Source organism: Alteromonas sp. C1M14 (assembly GCF_018860965.1).
Lineage (GTDB): Bacteria > Pseudomonadota > Gammaproteobacteria > Enterobacterales > Alteromonadaceae > Alteromonas.
On the sequence record NZ_JAHKQF010000015.1, the window covers coordinates 164,200 to 180,936 of the forward strand.

14 protein-coding genes are annotated in these 16,737 nt (G+C 44.3%); 12 read left to right on the plus strand and 2 right to left on the minus strand.

Going from position 1 to position 16,737, the window contains the following annotated elements:
- Window positions 1-5 precede the first annotated feature (5 nt).
- Both tviB and KO501_RS13260 read right to left on the minus strand, forming a co-directional pair.
- Complete coding sequence (gene tviB / locus KO501_RS13255) at window positions 6-1,280, minus strand: Vi polysaccharide biosynthesis UDP-N-acetylglucosamine C-6 dehydrogenase TviB (protein ID WP_252728411.1); 1,275 nt, start codon at window positions 1,278-1,280, stop codon at window positions 6-8.
- A 94-nt stretch (window positions 1,281-1,374) separates the two neighbouring features.
- On the minus strand, window positions 1,375-2,139 hold the full coding sequence (locus KO501_RS13260) for a serine protease (RefSeq protein WP_216030151.1): 765 nt from the start codon (window positions 2,137-2,139) through the stop codon (window positions 1,375-1,377).
- Window positions 2,140-2,257: 118 nt separating this feature from the next.
- On the opposite strand from KO501_RS13260, the gene KO501_RS13265 reads away from it, so the two are divergent.
- From KO501_RS13265 to KO501_RS13320, 12 genes are all read left to right on the plus strand, one after another.
- A complete protein-coding gene (locus KO501_RS13265; RefSeq protein ID WP_216030152.1) occupies window positions 2,258-3,118 on the plus strand; it encodes a ThiF family adenylyltransferase in 861 nt (286 codons plus the stop codon).
- A gap of 156 nt (window positions 3,119-3,274) precedes the next feature.
- On the plus strand, window positions 3,275-4,036 hold the full coding sequence (gene pepA / locus KO501_RS13270; protein WP_216030153.1) for a flocculation-associated PEP-CTERM protein PepA: 762 nt from the start codon (window positions 3,275-3,277) through the stop codon (window positions 4,034-4,036).
- A 144-nt stretch (window positions 4,037-4,180) separates the two neighbouring features.
- Entirely contained in the window at window positions 4,181-6,781 is a 2,601-nt protein-coding gene (gene prsT / locus KO501_RS13275) for an XrtA/PEP-CTERM system TPR-repeat protein PrsT (protein ID WP_216030154.1), read from the plus strand.
- Between the two features lie 23 nt (window positions 6,782-6,804).
- Window positions 6,805-8,064 carry a glycosyltransferase family 4 protein gene (locus KO501_RS13280; RefSeq protein ID WP_216030155.1) on the plus strand — a complete coding sequence of 420 codons (1,260 nt, stop codon included), beginning with the start codon at window positions 6,805-6,807 and terminating at the stop codon, window positions 8,062-8,064.
- A gap of 8 nt (window positions 8,065-8,072) precedes the next feature.
- Entirely contained in the window at window positions 8,073-9,386 is a 1,314-nt protein-coding gene (locus tag KO501_RS13285) for a UDP-glucose/GDP-mannose dehydrogenase family protein (protein ID WP_216030156.1), read from the plus strand.
- An 18-nt stretch (window positions 9,387-9,404) separates the two neighbouring features.
- Window positions 9,405-10,688 (plus strand): glycosyltransferase, encoded by a 1,284-nt coding sequence (locus KO501_RS13290; RefSeq protein WP_216030157.1) that lies wholly within the window; start codon window positions 9,405-9,407, stop codon window positions 10,686-10,688.
- 5 nt (window positions 10,689-10,693) lie between these two features.
- Window positions 10,694-11,212: a serine acetyltransferase gene (locus tag KO501_RS18575; protein WP_216030158.1), complete on the plus strand. Its 519-nt coding sequence runs from the start codon at window positions 10,694-10,696 to the stop codon at window positions 11,210-11,212.
- Window positions 11,209-12,396 carry a glycosyltransferase family 2 protein gene (locus KO501_RS13300; RefSeq protein ID WP_216030159.1) on the plus strand — a complete coding sequence of 396 codons (1,188 nt, stop codon included), beginning with the start codon at window positions 11,209-11,211 and terminating at the stop codon, window positions 12,394-12,396. Before KO501_RS18575 ends, KO501_RS13300 begins: the two co-directional genes overlap by 4 nt.
- Window positions 12,396-13,562, plus strand: coding sequence for a hypothetical protein (locus tag KO501_RS13305; RefSeq protein WP_216030160.1), 1,167 nt, complete (start codon window positions 12,396-12,398; stop codon window positions 13,560-13,562). The genes KO501_RS13300 and KO501_RS13305 overlap by 1 nt, the downstream gene beginning before the upstream one ends.
- A gap of 1 nt (window position 13,563) precedes the next feature.
- Window positions 13,564-14,550 carry a polysaccharide deacetylase family protein gene (locus tag KO501_RS13310; protein ID WP_216030161.1) on the plus strand — a complete coding sequence of 329 codons (987 nt, stop codon included), beginning with the start codon at window positions 13,564-13,566 and terminating at the stop codon, window positions 14,548-14,550.
- Window positions 14,534-15,613: a glycosyltransferase family 4 protein gene (locus KO501_RS13315; RefSeq protein ID WP_216030162.1), complete on the plus strand. Its 1,080-nt coding sequence runs from the start codon at window positions 14,534-14,536 to the stop codon at window positions 15,611-15,613. The genes KO501_RS13310 and KO501_RS13315 overlap by 17 nt, the downstream gene beginning before the upstream one ends.
- A gap of 6 nt (window positions 15,614-15,619) precedes the next feature.
- Window positions 15,620-16,735: a glycosyltransferase gene (locus KO501_RS13320; RefSeq protein WP_216030163.1), complete on the plus strand. Its 1,116-nt coding sequence runs from the start codon at window positions 15,620-15,622 to the stop codon at window positions 16,733-16,735.
- The last annotated feature ends 2 nt before the right edge of the window (window positions 16,736-16,737 follow it).

Consider the following 16,737-nt stretch of genomic DNA (forward strand, 5'->3'; position numbering starts at 1 on the left):
CTTCCTTATAAACGTATATCCACGCTCGTCTTATCAAACATGTATTTAAGATCAAAAATGATACTTTCAGATTTACACAGTGCTCTTAATTGTTCAGGCGTCCACGCTTTAAATTCCTTGTGTGACACCGCCCCGATAACTGCATCGTAATGTTGTGAGCTAGGCTTATCAATTAACTGTAAACCATATTCTTCTTCCACTTCTTCAGAAGAGGCCCATGGATCATAGATATGAAGGTTTACATTGTATTCTTTAAGTTCATGGGCAATATCAACGACCTTGGTATTGCGAATATCTGGGCAGTTCTCTTTAAAAGTAATGCCTAATAACAGGATATTGGCCCCATTCACCATAATCTGCTTTTTCAGCATAGCTTTGACTAAACGGGAGACCACGTATTCACCCATGCGGTCGTTGATACGACGACCGGCAAGAATAACATCGGGGTGGTGACCAAGCTCTTCAGCCTTATGCGTAAGATAATAAGGGTCAACACCAATACAATGGCCACCCACTAAGCCGGGACGAAACGGTAAGAAATTCCACTTACTGCCAGCGGCTTCTAGAACTTCTTCGGTGTCGATGCCCGCCCGCTCGAAAATCATGGCCAGTTCGTTAATCAATGCGATGTTTAAATCTCGCTGGGTATTTTCGATAACTTTTGCCGCTTCAGCCACTTTTATAGAGCTGGCTTTGTGAGTACCCACATCGATGATCTCGTTGTACAAGGCATCCACCCGCTCGGCAATGGCCGGCGTGCTGCCAGAGGTCACTTTCACAATGCTTTCTAAACGATGGGTTTTGTCGCCGGGGTTAATACGCTCGGGACTATAACCGGCAAAAAAATCGCGATTAAACACTAAACCTGAAACCCGCTCAATAATGGGTATACAGTACTCTTCTGTGGCGCCGGGATATACCGTAGATTCGTAGATGACCGTGGTTCCCTTAGCGATAATAGAACCAATCATTTCGCTGGCTTTACGAAGCGGTGTCATATCCGGCTGTTTATTTTTATCGATGGGTGTGGGTACCGTGACAATGATCACATCACAGGTACTCAATGCCGCTGTATCATCGGTAAAAGACAAATAATTTGTGGATGTCAGCTCTTCGGTCGACACTTCTAAAGTATGGTCCTGACCGGTTTTTAATTCGTTGACACGCTGGGTGTTAATATCAAACCCCACGGTGGGACGCTTTTTCCCAAAGGCCACCGCAAGGGGTAACCCTACATAACCTAACCCCACAACGGCTATTTTTTTAAACTCAACTGTCATAATTTTCGGTGCTTCCTAAACCAAGTTTTAAAATGTTGTCATATTTTTCGCGCCTTGAAAACGCAAATATAAACCTATAGCGATGCTCTGTGTATCAGAAAAGTCCATGTTTTTCAGCTAAGGCGTATATATGTTCCACTGGAATTGCATACGTAATGCCGCTGGGCGCGGTGATGGCCGACTCTTTGGTTTCCTTCACAAAGACTTTGTTTACCACACTAAATACCTCACCCGTATCGGCTAAATAAACGGGACTACCACTGTTCCCTGGGTACGCAGTAATATCTAACTGGTAAACCATAAAGGGATGTTTCAGACTGGCTAAAAACAGTTCCGATAACTGTTGGCTATTGGCCGCAGAAATAATATTGGGTGAATAAGCGGCTACAATTCCCTTGTGCGTAGCGGGATAAAGACCCAGAGCCGCACCAATAGGAAACCCTGTTAACGCGATATCTTCACCATCGGCTACCTGTTTATCTTTTGCCACTAATTTGAGGGCCGGCAATGGCTTGTCTATTTCTAAGATAGCAATATCATGCATCTCATCGGTATATACCTGCTTCACTCTGTTAATGGTGTATTTTTTGCCTTTAGGTACAAAAATCACACGATTGTATTTAATATTATCCTCGCTTTTGGGCACCGCAGTAATTACATGGTTGTTCGTCACTACGTAGTGACCATCCCCTACAACAAAGCCTGTCCCCTTCAGTTGGTGGCTAACCGTAGCAAGGGGGGCATAAAATCCCACGCCCACAATCGAAGGTTTAACCTTCCCCACCACCTCTTTTAAAGGCGTTGCTATAATAGCTTGGCTTACACACAGAGCGCAGAGCATTAAACAGAGTCGTTTCATTGAAATAATCCTTTTCCTTATTATGAACTATTTTCCAATTCTATTTTACTTGTCATCATATTAGCTTAATCTATTAAAAGAGATAACATGATTGGTCTGCAGGATAACTGAGTAACGTATGGAATTTAACTATGATGAGGCGTTTTCCAGAAATATCGGCTGGGTAACCCATGACGAACAGCACCTTTTACAACAAAAACGCGTTGCTATAGCCGGTTGCGGCGGCGTTGGTGGCCTTCATAGTTTAACCCTTGCACGATTAGGTGTCGGAAAACTTAACATCTCCGATTTTGATCAATTTGATATTCATAACATGAACCGACAATCTGGGGCATTCGTTTCAACCAAAGATCTGGATAAAATCGAAGTGATGGGCCGAATGCTTAAGGACATCAATCCAGAACTTGACTTAGGCACGTTCCCTGAAGGCATTAACGAACATAATGTGGATGCCTTCTTAGAAGATGTCGACCTGTATGTAGATAGCCTTGATTTTTTTGCGTTAGCGGCCAGAAAACTGGTTTTTAGCCGCTGTTATGAGAAAGGCATCCCGGTTATCACCGCCGCCCCATTAGGCATGGGAGCCGCCCTTCTTTGCTTTAAGCCGGGTAAAATGACCTACGAAGAGTACTTTCGGTTTGATGATAAACAAACCGAAGAAGAGCAATTAATTCAATTTCTTATCGGACTGTCTCCATCTATGCTGCAACGAGACTACCTTGCTGACCCATCTGCAGTGGATTTTCAGGCCCAAAAAGGGCCATCCACCGCCATGGCGGTAAACCTGTGTGCCGGCCTAGCCGAAACCTATGCACTGAAGATATTGTTGGACAGAGGCGACGTACTTTACGCTCCGTACGGGCTCCATTTTGATGCTTATAAAAACAAAATGCGTAAAACATGGTGCCCTTTTGGTAACCGCGGGCCGTTACAGCAATTAAAATTCAAAATCGCCCACAGCATAGTGCTCAAAAAGTAACCAACAAGACTGTCAGGTTATTTTACAGAGAATTATTACACAAGAATCAAATAACAATATAACCCCTTAAAATCATACACTTAAAAAGTTGGCATCATACATGCTTTTACTTTTGCGAGGCCTAACAGCCGGACTAATATGAATATGGAGATGGTTATGAAATTTAATAATGTAGTAAAATCCCTCGCATTAACTGCTGGTTTGGTGGCGTCTTTCTCAAGCTCTGCAGAATTCTTAGACTTTTCAATCGATGAGTCTGCATACGGCGGTAGCTCTGTTGTTACCGGTGATAAATTTAACGGTTCTTATTTTGAAGAATTAGTGTTTGATGGTTCAGGTGGTTTCACTACCGGTGCTTTTGCAAACCTAACTTCTTTAGTTTCTAACGAAGCAACTGTTCCAGTAGCAACTTCTGTTATGGGCTTAGACCTTGGCGGTATCGGCTACAACCTGTATGCAGTATTAACTGCTTCTGGTACGTCTAACGTAGCAGAAACTGAATTTACTGCTACTACAGCAACATTCAGCCTTTATATCGACCCTTCACACGATACGTCTTCTGACGACGTGTTAGCAGGTACAGTAACTGACATCAGCGGCGACGATATCCTTATCGGTTCAGCTAGCACTGTTGTTAACGCTTACGGACAATACGAGAACGGTACTGGTAACTTCAACTTTGATTTTACTGACTTCGTATTGACTACTGAAGGTTTGTCATACTTTGTTGACCCAGCACCTTTCTACTCTGTAGTTACTGTAAATGGTGACTTCGATACGCTAGGCTCACTTCCTGACGTAAGTGGTGATTTGTCTGCTAGCTTCGTTGCAGTTGAGGTTCCAGAGCCTTCAACAGTAGCTGTTTTAGCTTTAGGCCTAGTTGGCTTAGGCATGTCAGCACGTCGTAAAAACAAATAAGTTTTACGAATTTTAAGAAAGGCGACTAAGGTCGCCTTTTTTTATGTCTGTAATTTAAGAACTCATCATAGGGTTTCATACTTTTAATTTGATAAGATAAGGCTTAAAGTAAGCCGTCTATCAAATTCGGAAGCGTTGCACTTTATGGATAAAAAAAATATATACAAAGTTCTCACCGCAGTTGTAACAACTTGTCTATTGTCGGCTTGCACTCAGAAGACCGTTGAAGAGCGGATGTCAGCAGCAGAGGCAGCGCTTGCCAATAACAATTACAAAAATGCCATTATTCAACTCAAAGCGGCTGTCCAGCAATCTCCCACGGATACACGGCCAAGAATTGAATTAGCTAGAATATACTTTGATATTGGCGATATGGTGAGTGCAGTAACCACCTTTGACAAAGTGCTTTCTCAGCGTAGCGATATAAACGATTTCGCAGAGCCGTATTTTCTTGCTCTCTATTCCATGGCCGACTTGGATATTTTTCAAGCCACCTTTGAAGAATTCGAACCTCAATTAAAAGGTGAGCAACGGGCATCCGTAGAGGTGATCGCCGCGGTGATTGCCGCACGCGCCAAATCTGCGGAACTAGCAAAACAGTATATAAATAATGCCAAAGCCTCTGCCAGCGATGCAACTCGAAAACGTATAGAAGATTTTGAATTTATTATTAATAATTTTCTGTTAAGCAATAATGTAGAACAAAAAGATGCCCTCTACGCACTTACCGAGAATTACCCTAATGATTGGTTAGCAAGATCGTTAACGGCAGAAATACAGCAAGCCATTGGTGATTACGATCTAGCAGCAGAAAATTATCAAGCCTTGCTCGCTTTGAAACCCTTTTTCGCCCAGTTAAATTTAAAAATAGCCGAAGTACGCTTAAAAGCTCGGGAATATAGTAAAGCAGAACCTTACATAGACAGAATATTGTCCTTTGCCCCAGAGCACCCTTTAGCCAATCAGCAAAAAGCCATTGTTGCGCTTTCACGTGACGACTTTGAAGCGGCGGCTCGTCATATCGATATTTCTTTAAGTAAAAATCTCATTACCCCCTCTGCCATCTATATAGCGGGTATTGCACACTTTCAAATAGGTAACTACGAGCAATCTCTTTCTTATTTGGAAAAAATCGTCGACAAGTTACCTAAAGGCCACCCTGGCTTACAAATGTATATTGCGGCCAAACTCACAGCAGGGGATTCACTTTCCGCCTACGAGCTTTACGAAAAACACCCCGCGTTGATTTCCAGTAATAACCGCTTAGCCACCAAGGCCGCCTCTGCGCTACTATTTTCCGGCCACACCAACCAAGCCGCTGTCATACTCGATAACGTGGACGACTCCAGCTTCATGACATCTGAAGAAAAGCAGCAATTGGGGCTACTGAAAATGGCCATAGGTGATAGTTCAGCCTTATCTATCATCGAGTCCTCATCGGCGAAAATCGTACAAGAATCTGCCGATGGCAGCGATTACAAATCCAAGCTGCTACTGATAGGTATAAAAACATCAGATGGGGAGTTTGATGAAGCTCGAAACATCATTAGTGAATGGATAGCTTCTGCCCCCGATGAAGTAGACAACTATAAAATTTCAGCTGAGTTTGAAAAGTTTGTAGGCAATAATGAGGTGCTAGAGAGCATATACACCACCATTAAACGCCTTGATCCTGCCAGCCTTGACGCTGCTAAATTTTTTGCAGAAAAAGCCACCGAAAATGGCGACTATGATAAAGCGGTGAAAGCTTACCTAACAATCCTACGTCAGGCCCCCAATGATGAAGTTGCCCTGACCGGTGCGTTTATCGCTGCCAACAATAGCCAGGCACCATCCGATGCAAAGGCACAAATTCGCGAGGTTTTAACCAATAGCGAAAAAACCAGCATCTTCACGGAATTTTATGTGGCCTATCTTGCTGAGGATTACAACGAGGTGGTGTCTCTGTCTCGTTCGTCTATTTTCGACTTTGCCGACCGTCCCAAGGTTAGCTACATTACTGCCCGTGCCTTCCTCGAATTAGATCAGCCTCTTGCTGCAGTTGAAGTGTTAAGACGTTCAGTAAATACCGGTTTTGCCACGGTTCAAATATACGAAGCGTATGTTGAAGCGACCATGAAGGCGGATGACGACAAAAAAGCATTGCGGACACTACGAACAGCACCTAGCAAAATTTTAAATCATCCGCGTATACGCCTACTAGAAGCCCATCTTCTAGTAAACTTAAAAGAATATGATAAAGCCTTGGCGGTTTTGAGTAGTCTCCCCCCTGCTTATGCAGAAAGCCAAAACGGTAAAGAAATACTTGGCAGAGCACAGGCAGGAAAAGCAGACTTCGTTAACGCCATTCCAGCATTGCGTGAAGCCTATGAATCGTCAAAAACACCACGTTCAGCCCAATTACTGTATAAGGCGCTGGCTGCAAATGGTAACATTGAAGATGGTTTGGCAGTACTTGAAGAAACCGCAGCGCGAACGCCAGGTTATGACAATGCAGATTTATTTTATGTCAGTGAATTAGCAAAGGTGGATAAAGTAAAAGCAATTGCTATTTATCACGATCTCCTCGAAGAACACCCTCGCAATTGGCAAGCAATGAACAATATCGCTTGGTTGCTTCTGCAAACCGACCAACTCGACGAAGCCAATCGTTGGATCATGAACGCACTGAGCTTACAGCCCAGTAGTAAAGCGTTGCTGGACACAAAGAGTCAAATCGAAAGTGCAATAAGTTCCAGTAGGTAATAGCGCCAACATACACGAAGTAAATGAAACAAAATATGGACAGTAAAGGAATTAAATCGGATATGAAGCCATCCTTGCTTTGGATTAAAGCGGATGAACTGTATCCGTTAAACAGTGGCGGAAAGATCCGCACCTACAATATGATGGTGCAGTTAAAAGCGCATTATGACATTACTTATTTTACGTTGAAGGCGCCAGGTGCCGCGCCCACGCCCAACATTCAGTCGTATTCTGATCATCAGATTTTTGCCAACTGGCAAGATAACAAAGACAGCAAATTGTCCTTGTTAACAGATGTGGGTAAAAACGTGGTGGGCTCATCCCTTCCCTACGTTATTGATAAATACACCACCCAGTCCATTACAGACACCCTCAAAGGTGTTTTGGAAGATCAACACTTCGACATTGTGGTATGTGACTTCTTGTCTTTATCTGTAAATTTAACCCGTCTACCGAAAAAGCCTGAAACCACCTACGTACTTTTTCAACACAACGTTGAAAGTTATATCTGGGAAAGGCATTACAAAAACGCCGGTAATGTCGCTAGCAAGATATTTTATAAGAATCAGTGGCAACGTTTTAAGACTTTTGAACAAAGTACTTGTCAGTGGTTTGATGGCGTTATCGCCGTAAGCGACTTTGACAAACAGGTATTTACCGAACAATTTGGTCTTAAAAATGTACTTGGGCACGTGGAAACCGGTGTGGATCTCGATTTCTTTGCCGAAATACCTCGTCAACCTAAGCCTTGTTCCCTTGTGTTTCTAGGTTCAATGGATTGGATGCCCAACATTGATGGTATCGAAGACTTCATCAAGCACTGCTACCCCAAAATTAAGCAAGCCTTGCCGCAAGTAACGCTAACCATACTAGGCCGTAATCCACCAGACAAAATTACCCAATACGGTGAAACGGACTCAAGTATTACCGTTACCGGCACTGTAGATGATGTTCGCCCTTATCTTGCCGCTGCCAGCGCATCCATTGTGCCCTTACGCATCGGTGGTGGTACGCGCATTAAAATATTTGAAACCATGGCGGCGGGCCTGCCGGTCATATCCACCACAATTGGCGCCGAAGGATTACCAATAAAACATAATGAGAACATTATGATAGCAGACGACCACAGCACGTTTGCAGAGGCCTCGGTGGCGCTACTAAAGGACAATGAAAAAGCGGCACAAATCGCCATGAATGGCTATAAACTGGTTAAAGAAAATTATAGCTGGAAAACAGTTACTCAAGACTTTGTTGATATGCTCAACACTGCAAGCAATAAGTAGGATTTCACATGAATATCAGTATTTTTGGATTAGGATACGTTGGGGCTGTCTCAGCAGGTTGTTTGGCAAATGATGGCCATACTGTGATAGGTGTCGATCCCACGCAAGCCAAAGTAACCCTTATCAATGAGGGACGAACGCCTATTATCGAAAAGGATATCGGTGAAATCATTGAACAAAGCGTTAAAGCTGGCCGTTTAAAAGCCACAACAAATTGTCAGGAAGCCGTATTAGCCAGTGATATTTCCATTGTCTGTGTGGGCACGCCAAGTCAGCTTAACGGCAGCTTAGATCTTAAATTTGTACGTCGAGTCTGTGAAGAAATCGGTGAAGTCATTCGCAACAAAAGCTCTCGACATATCGTGGTTATTCGCTCAACCATGTTACCGGGCACCATGGCTGATATCGTACAACCCACGTTAGAACAGGCTTCAGGTAAACAGGCAGGTAAAGAATTCGGGCTATGTATTAACCCAGAGTTTTTACGTGAAAGTACCGCCGTATTCGATTTTTATAATCCGCCTAAAACCGTGGTAGGTGCATCGGACGATGAAACCTTAGAGCAAATTATGGGTCTGTATAGCGCCCTTCCTGGCCCTAAAATAGGCACGGATTTGGCCACTGCAGAAATGGTTAAATACACCGATAACGTATGGCATGCCGTTAAGGTAGCCTTTGCTAATGAAATTGGTAATATCGCCAAACGGGTGGATGTTGATAGCCATAAAGTGATGGACATTTTTTGCCAAGACACCAAATTGAACATTTCACCTTACTACATGAAACCAGGGTTTGCTTTTGGTGGATCCTGTTTACCTAAAGATGTTCGAGCGCTGGTGTATAAAGCGGGTGCGCTGGATATCAATACACCACTTCTCTCCTCAATTTTGCCGTCTAACCAGCAGCAAGTCGAAAATGGCATAAATTTGGTTACCTCAAAAGGGAAACGTAAAATTGGCATTCTCGGATTTAGCTTTAAAGCAGGTACTGACGATCTCCGCGAAAGCCCTATTGTAGAGCTTATTGAACGCCTGTTAGGCAAGGGCTACGATCTAAAATTGTACGATCGTAACGTCAACCTTGCTGCCATTGTTGGTGCCAACAAAGATTATATACTCAATCAGATCCCTCATATTTCCAAACTCATGGTTGATGATGCAGCTCAAGTCATCGCTGAAAGTGATGTGATTGTTATCGGCAATGGAGACGAACAGTTCCGTGAGCTCGTCACCACGATCCCGGCTAACAAGCACGTGATTGATTTGGTTCGCATTAATGATGATGCGTTAGGACAAGAAGGATATGAGGGAATTTGCTGGTAACCACCAGCATTTAATTTAATGGATAAATTCGTAGGTAAACTTCGTAAAGAATGGACTGACACCCTCAGGTATTCGCCTTGGGTAAGAAAAACGTTTCGTAAATGGTTTGAATTTAAAGGTGACCGAGCATCAACCCCTGAACGCCGCCTAGATTATTACTTCAAGGCGGCTACTTCGTTGCTATCGCCGGCGGAAGACACCTTAAGTCATAAAATCAATAAGGTCATTGATGAGATCCCTGATCTCTATCGCTGGACGACCGCCCGCTACCGCGAGCCACAGAAGGTGGTATCAAAAGGGATAATTATTAAACCCTGGGTGAGTGAACAGGAAAAGGGGGTGATCTACGTAAGCTTTGAAAAGCACCTCATTCGTTTGCTCAATACGCCGGATTTTCACGCCTTACAGAAACAATTTATCATTGTATTTGCGCCGAGTTGGAGTCCGCCCCACTCGCCTGCGCTGTTTACCATGCCCCGCCTATTAGAAGAAGATGGTTTATTTACCACCATCAGCAATGCCGATGATCACGCATATATGAAAGGGATCTCAGCACGTTTGAAGTCGTTACACCTTTACGCGTCAAGTTGGGTAAATACGGATAAATTTATTACGCGTCCTAACGACCAGAAGGATATCGACTTATTAGTCATTGCCAACTACGGTTCATTTAAACGCCATATTGCGCTTTTTAAAGCCTTAGCTGAGTTAGACCACCCCATTAAAGTCACCTTAATTGGACAAGACGAACCTGGGCGCTGCATCAAACATATCAAACGTGAAGCCGCGCTGTACGGTGTGAAAGACATGATCAACTTTGCCGGACCACAAAGGTACGACCAAATTGTTGATTACCTTGCAAGAAGCAAAACCAGTGCGATTTTTTCAAAACGAGAAGGCTCTTGTGTGGTGGTGGTCGAATCCATGGCAGCCAATGTTCCGGTGGCGGTGTTCAAAGATGCCGCCATTGGGTCAAAGGAATTTATCAATGACCAGACCGGGATATTGTTAGAAAATAACAATGTGGGTGCCCAACTCGCTCAATTTGTCGCGCAAGCCCACGCATTTTCTCCTCGACAATGGTTAATCGACAATGAGATCACCTATACCGGCAGTGTAAAATATCTCAACACCGCGCTAAAATCCTGGCACGAAACAAATCACAAACCTTGGAGCCGGGATATTCTCACTTTAGAGCGTAGCCCCTTAGCGACCATTGCTAACCCCGAAGAGCTAGCCGTGATGGAACAAGAACAACAAAGGGTTAAAAAGGAATTTGGCCTCTGGATTGGTAGGGAGTAAAACCAGTGAAACTACTCGATATACTCAAAGCCGATTTAGATTACAAAAAGCAAGTGTTCGCTGATGACGGTGCGTCCATTTCTACCCCACGCTTATTTGTCATTGACGGCACCGGCGCCAATATCCTTTTTCGCTTATCCCACGCTTGCGCAGCCACTAAATGGCTGAAGCCCATTGCTTTGATATTGCAAACATTGAACCGTTGGTTCAACGGTTGTGTTATTGGTGTTAACGCCTCCTTCGGCGACGGGCTTGTGCTTATGCATCCTATCGGCGTGGTAATAAACAGTAAGGTACGTGGTGGCAAAAATATCGTTATTGAAAGTGGCGTGGTTATCGGAGATGAAAAAGGCCGCTCCCCTGTGTTAGGGAATAACCTTTTTATCGGAGCCGGTGCGAAGATCATTGGCGATGTGACTATTGGTGATAACGTGAAGATTGGCGCCAACGCAGTGGTCGTTAAAGATTTACCCGATAACTGTACAGCCCTTGGTATTCCGGCAAAACCGAGGATAATCGAATGACGTTTCTTGTGTGGTTATTTTGGGTAAGCGCCGGCGCCATTATTTTTACTTACGCCGTGTATCCTGTCTTACTCATACTCATTAGCAGTATTGCTCAAGCGATTAGAGACACTAAGTTCGTGTTAAATAAGGATAGTCGACGTAAGGCTTCCATGGCGCTGCCCGATGTTACGGTGATCATCGCCGCTTACAATGAGCAAAAGTGTATTCGACAACGAATTGAGAACCTTTTATCGCTGGACTACCCAGACGATAAACTGACCATTATGATTGGTTCAGACGGCAGTCAGGACGACACTAATACTATTTTATCTGAATTTGCCGATCACCCCAGAATGAAGGTGTTTCTGTTTTCAGAAAATCGCGGAAAGATCAATGTGTTAAACGATTTGCTTAGCCGAGTCGAAACGCCGTTTAGTGTTTTTTCCGATGCCAATACCTTTTTTCAACAAGATGCCATTACCCGTTTGATGGCAGACTTTCGCGATGACAATGTCGGCGCGGTCTGCGGCGAGCTGGAACTGGTTGACCCGTTTTCTGGTAACAATAAAGACAGCCTGTACTGGAAATATGAGCAGGTGTTGAAATTTCATGAAAACCGAATTAATGCCATGCTAGGGGCAAACGGTGCTATTTACGCTATCCGCACCAATCTGTATACCCCCCTGCCTTCCGATACCATTATCGATGACTTTTGTGTTTTTATGAATATTGCCAAACAAGGCTACCGGTTGACCTACAACCCGGAAGCCCGTGCTATCGAGGAAATTGCACCGAATCTTGCGGAGGAAGCCACCCGGCGCATCCGTATAGGCGCGGGTAACTACCAAGCCATGACCCGCTTATTGTGGGCGTTAAACCCGTTCACTGGCTGGCGTTTTTTCAGTTATTTTAGCCATAAAATTTTGCGCTGGTTTGTGCCTCATTTTATGCTGATTTGTCTTATCAGTAGCGCGCCTTTAGCCTTTCACAGTGGCTTTTACTTTAGTCTTTTAGCTATTCAAGTCGTGACCTATGCGCTGTTTATGTATGGCCAGTCATCCCAGCACAAAAGTGAAGGGAAAGTTGCCTCTGTGATTAATCTTATTACCTTTTTCGTTTCCATGAATATCTCATTGGGACGAGGATTTATTTTATTTATGACATCTCGTCTGTCTGCAACCTGGGAGAGGACCGCCCGTTGATGATATTTTTGTTTCTTTTTATTCTTGGGATCACAACTGTACTAGCCGCTGGTGCTATCTTGATCCACAAAAAAGATATGCACACTTGGATTGTTGGTTTTTGTCGACGAAAAAAGCCCGTGCTTAACGACGTTTCAGGTCCTGTCCATGTAATGTTTTGCTTTGTGGATCATTATGAACCGCAATGGAAAAACAAAGACAATATCGAATTAGAAAGACAGCGAGTGGATCGGTGGATGCAGGATTATCCCAAGATGGCCAGCCAATTTACTGACGCCGACGGTTGTCACCCTAAGCATTCTTTCTTCTTTCCTGAAGAGGAATACCGCCATGAGCATCTGGCGAAGCTATCGGACTTATGTGCCCGGGACTTTGGCGAAATTGAAATTCATTTGCATCATGAAAATGACACCAGTGACAATTTACGTCGCACGTTGTCAACCTTTGCCCAAACCTTACACCAAGAACACGGCGCACTGGCCATTGATCCAAAAACCAATCAACCGGTATATGCCTTTATTCACGGCAACTGGGCACTCGATAACTCCCACCCGCAAGGGCATTGGTGCGGTGTCAATGATGAGCTAATTGTACTTAGAGAAACCGGTTGTTATGCCGATTTCACGTTTCCTTCGCCGGATGCAACCCAGCCTTCCATGCCTAATACCTTGTATTACGCCAAGGATGATCCCAATAAGCCCAAGTCTTACGACAAAGGCATTGAGATGAAAGTTGGCGGCAGCCCTTATGGCGATATGCTCATATTACAAGGCCCCTTAGGCTTCAATAAAGAACTGTCAAAATTCGGTGTGCTGCCTAAAATCGAACGAGCAGATATTCGAGCAACATGCCCGCCAACGGCCGGACGGGTAGATAATTGGGTAAATACCCATATACATGTGGCCGGTCGCCCAGAATGGATTTTCATAAAAATTCATACCCACGGCGCTCAAGACATCGATATGGACTGTCTGCTTGGCACGCCCGTAGAACAAATGCATCAACATCTGACCACAAAGTACAATGATGGCGAGCAATATAAACTGCACTATGTCAGCGCTCGGGAAATGTACAATATTACTAAGGCTGCCGAAGCCGGTATGCAGGGCGATCCTAACGAGTATAGAGATTACATATTGCCTAAGCCCACCTTCAAAAGGATGTAACGTGGATTTAAAACGGATTCAGATGAAGCTTGAGTCTTGGATGGGACTTACCGGTCATCGCTGGAAAAATACACCTAATGGCCTGTACAGCATTAATCTTCATCGAGTGGGTGACTTAGATAAAACCTCTGGTGATCCCAACGTGTATTCGTGTACTCAAGAGCAGCTATCAGCACACTTGGCTTTTCTGAAAACCCAATTTGATATCGTCAGTTTAAATGATGTTAAAGCGTTCGTTGCCAACCCAAAGATGCTCAGTCAACGACGTTGCTTAACCATTACTTTTGATGATGGCTATGCAGACAATTACGATTGTGCCTTTCCCATCTTACAAAGTCACCATGTCCCTGCCGCGTTTTTTATTGCGACAGGGCTCATTGGCAACAGTGTATTACCATGGTGGGACAAGGTGGCTTTTGTTCTTAAAAACAGCCCTTTAAACCAAGTAAAACTAAAAAATTGGAAACATCCCGTATGTTTTAAAGGTGACATGAAGCTGTTTATTCGCGGTGTGTTAAAAGAAATCAAAGCCACCGGTGTCGAACTAGAACAGCAAATAAAAGAATTAGAAGAAGTTTCTGATTTTCAGGGCCAATATCCCACCCCAGAATTTATGAGTTGGGAACAGCTCAAGCTCATGCATCAACAAGGTATGACTATTGGTGCCCATTCCCACCACCATTATATTCTATCGGCGCTAACCGATGAGGATATCTTGTTTGAATTGCAGCATTCTAAACATTTGCTGGAAAAAAATTTAGGCATCAATGTGAATGCGTTTAGCTATCCGGTTGGCAACCAATCTACCTATAACGATGGGGTCATCGAAGCGTTAAAATCATCGGGTTATGAATTAGCATTTAATTTTCGCCCTGGGGTAAATTTTCATGTGGACAAAAAACGCTACGATCTACACCGCTTTCCCATTGAGCCAAACATGACGCCCGCAGATTTTAAACAAATGGTTTCCTATGCCAAAGTCTACTAAGCCCCCCGTTATCCTTCATTGTGTTAGTAGCTTGCAGGTAGGCGGCGCTGAAAAATGTGCCGTTAACCTTGCCCTCGCGCAGCAGCAAGCCGGTTACTCTGTTGCCGTTCTGTCCTTTGGCCAAACCACAGATCCGTTTTACCAAACCTTGTCCTCACAGGGGATTACAGTACATTGTATCGCGGGAAATATGGTTCAACGCAGCATCCAAGTAAAACAGTGTTTTGCCCGTTATAGTTTTATTCATATCCACTCACCCGCAGTGATACGAGCCATTGCGCCACTGGCTTTATTTATTCGCCACAAGCACATTATATACACCATGCACGGCGAGCATTCGGCTAAACTCAGCGGAATGAAACTGGCCCATTCATTGGCTAACCTTTATTTAAATGCCAAATATGCGGTGTCTAAACGGGTACAAGAGGGCGTAGAGCAACGCTATGGTTGGCCAGTGTCAGAGGTTAAGGTTATTTCTAATGGCATTATGATCCCTCCCCGCCCCTTGCAAGACAATGTAGAATTACCATCGCCATTTCGATTTGGCATGGTCGCCAGGCTGGTGCCTTTAAAGCAAGTTGATCAAGTTATAGAAGTATTTTCAACACTGACAAAATCAATGGCGATAGCCCTTCATATATTTGGTGACGGGCCGGAAAAAGAAAAACTACAAGGGCTGATTTCAAGCCATCAATTAGACGCCCATATAACCATGCATGGGAATGAGTTGGATGAAGACAAGATTTACGCGCAATTTGATTGCCTGATCATCAACTCGAACACCGAAGGCTTACCTATGGTATTGCTAGAAGCCATGGCCAGAGCCCTACCGGTGATTTCTACCCGAGTTGGCGCTATTCCTGACATTGTTGAGCAGGGCAATACCGGGCTATTAATTGACTCTGGCGACAACTCGCAGTTAACCACGGCGATAAAAACCTTGTTAAAAAACCCGACACTGTACCGACAATATGCTGATAATGCCTATGATTACGTGCAGCAGCACTATTCCGTAGCGTCCATCTCAGACACCTATCTTGCTTCGTATTTCCACCAAGAGTAACTGGCAATGGCACACTCCCCGATTCTTTTTTTTTCTAATCTATATCCGGTAAGCTGGGATCCCAACCGTGCAGCGTTTAATTTTCAGCAAACCCAGTGCATGGAAGACAAGGCAGCCATGACCTACCTTGTGCCGGTACCGTTTGTCGAATGGTTTCGCCAGCGAGTACTAAAAAGGCAAAAGCAAAAGCCCTCGGTTACCACATTTCCGTTTTTCTATATTCCTGGAACGGGGCGGCGTTTTTATCCTTTAATGATGTTTCTGTCTGCGCTAATTTGCGTCGTACCGCTACTTAAATTTTGCGCTGCCAAGCGTGTCATCGCGAGCTGGGGGTTTCCCGATGCGGTTTGTGCTGCATGGTTTAAAAAGTTACTGGGGTTTTCGCTGATTATTCAATGCCATGGTAGCGACATCAATGTGCATATCGCCAATCCGGCCCGGCGTAAGCAGATGTTGTCGGCATTTCGACTAGCCCAATGCGTAGTGACAAAAAGCCAGGCTATGGCGAACCTTATTTTACAGTATGATCCCCATATCCACGCCCAGGCGATTTATAACGGCGTGGATTTCAACCGTTTCAAAGTGCGACCTCAGCCCACACATACCACCCCGCTAACACTGTTATTTGTAGGCTCTATCATCACAACCAAAGGCATTTTCGAGCTTATTGAAAGTATCAGTAAACTTAAGCGAGAAGGGCTTAATATTCATTTGCACATAGCCGGAAAAGGGGCCGAAATGGATAAACTGCAAATGCTTGTTAGTGATTATGTACTTGGCGATCATGTGGTGATCCACGGTTCCGTTGCTCACCAAAAAATAGCCGAGTTAATGGCGTCATGTCATGCCCTCATTCTGCCTAGTTACCGAGAAGGTGTGCCTAATGTCATGATTGAATCCTTAGCCTGTGGAATGCCGGCCTTGGTCACTCCAGTAGGAGGCGTGCCGGAAATACTCCATGACGGCAAAAACGGGATCATCCTTGCCAGCCATCAAGTTGAAGATATTTGTCACGGAATCACGCGATTTACCCAATCTTCTTGGGATCCCCAAGGGATTCGAGGCTCGATAGAACATTTGAACTGGGAAAATAACGTTAACCAAATTCTGGAACAGTATTAAAA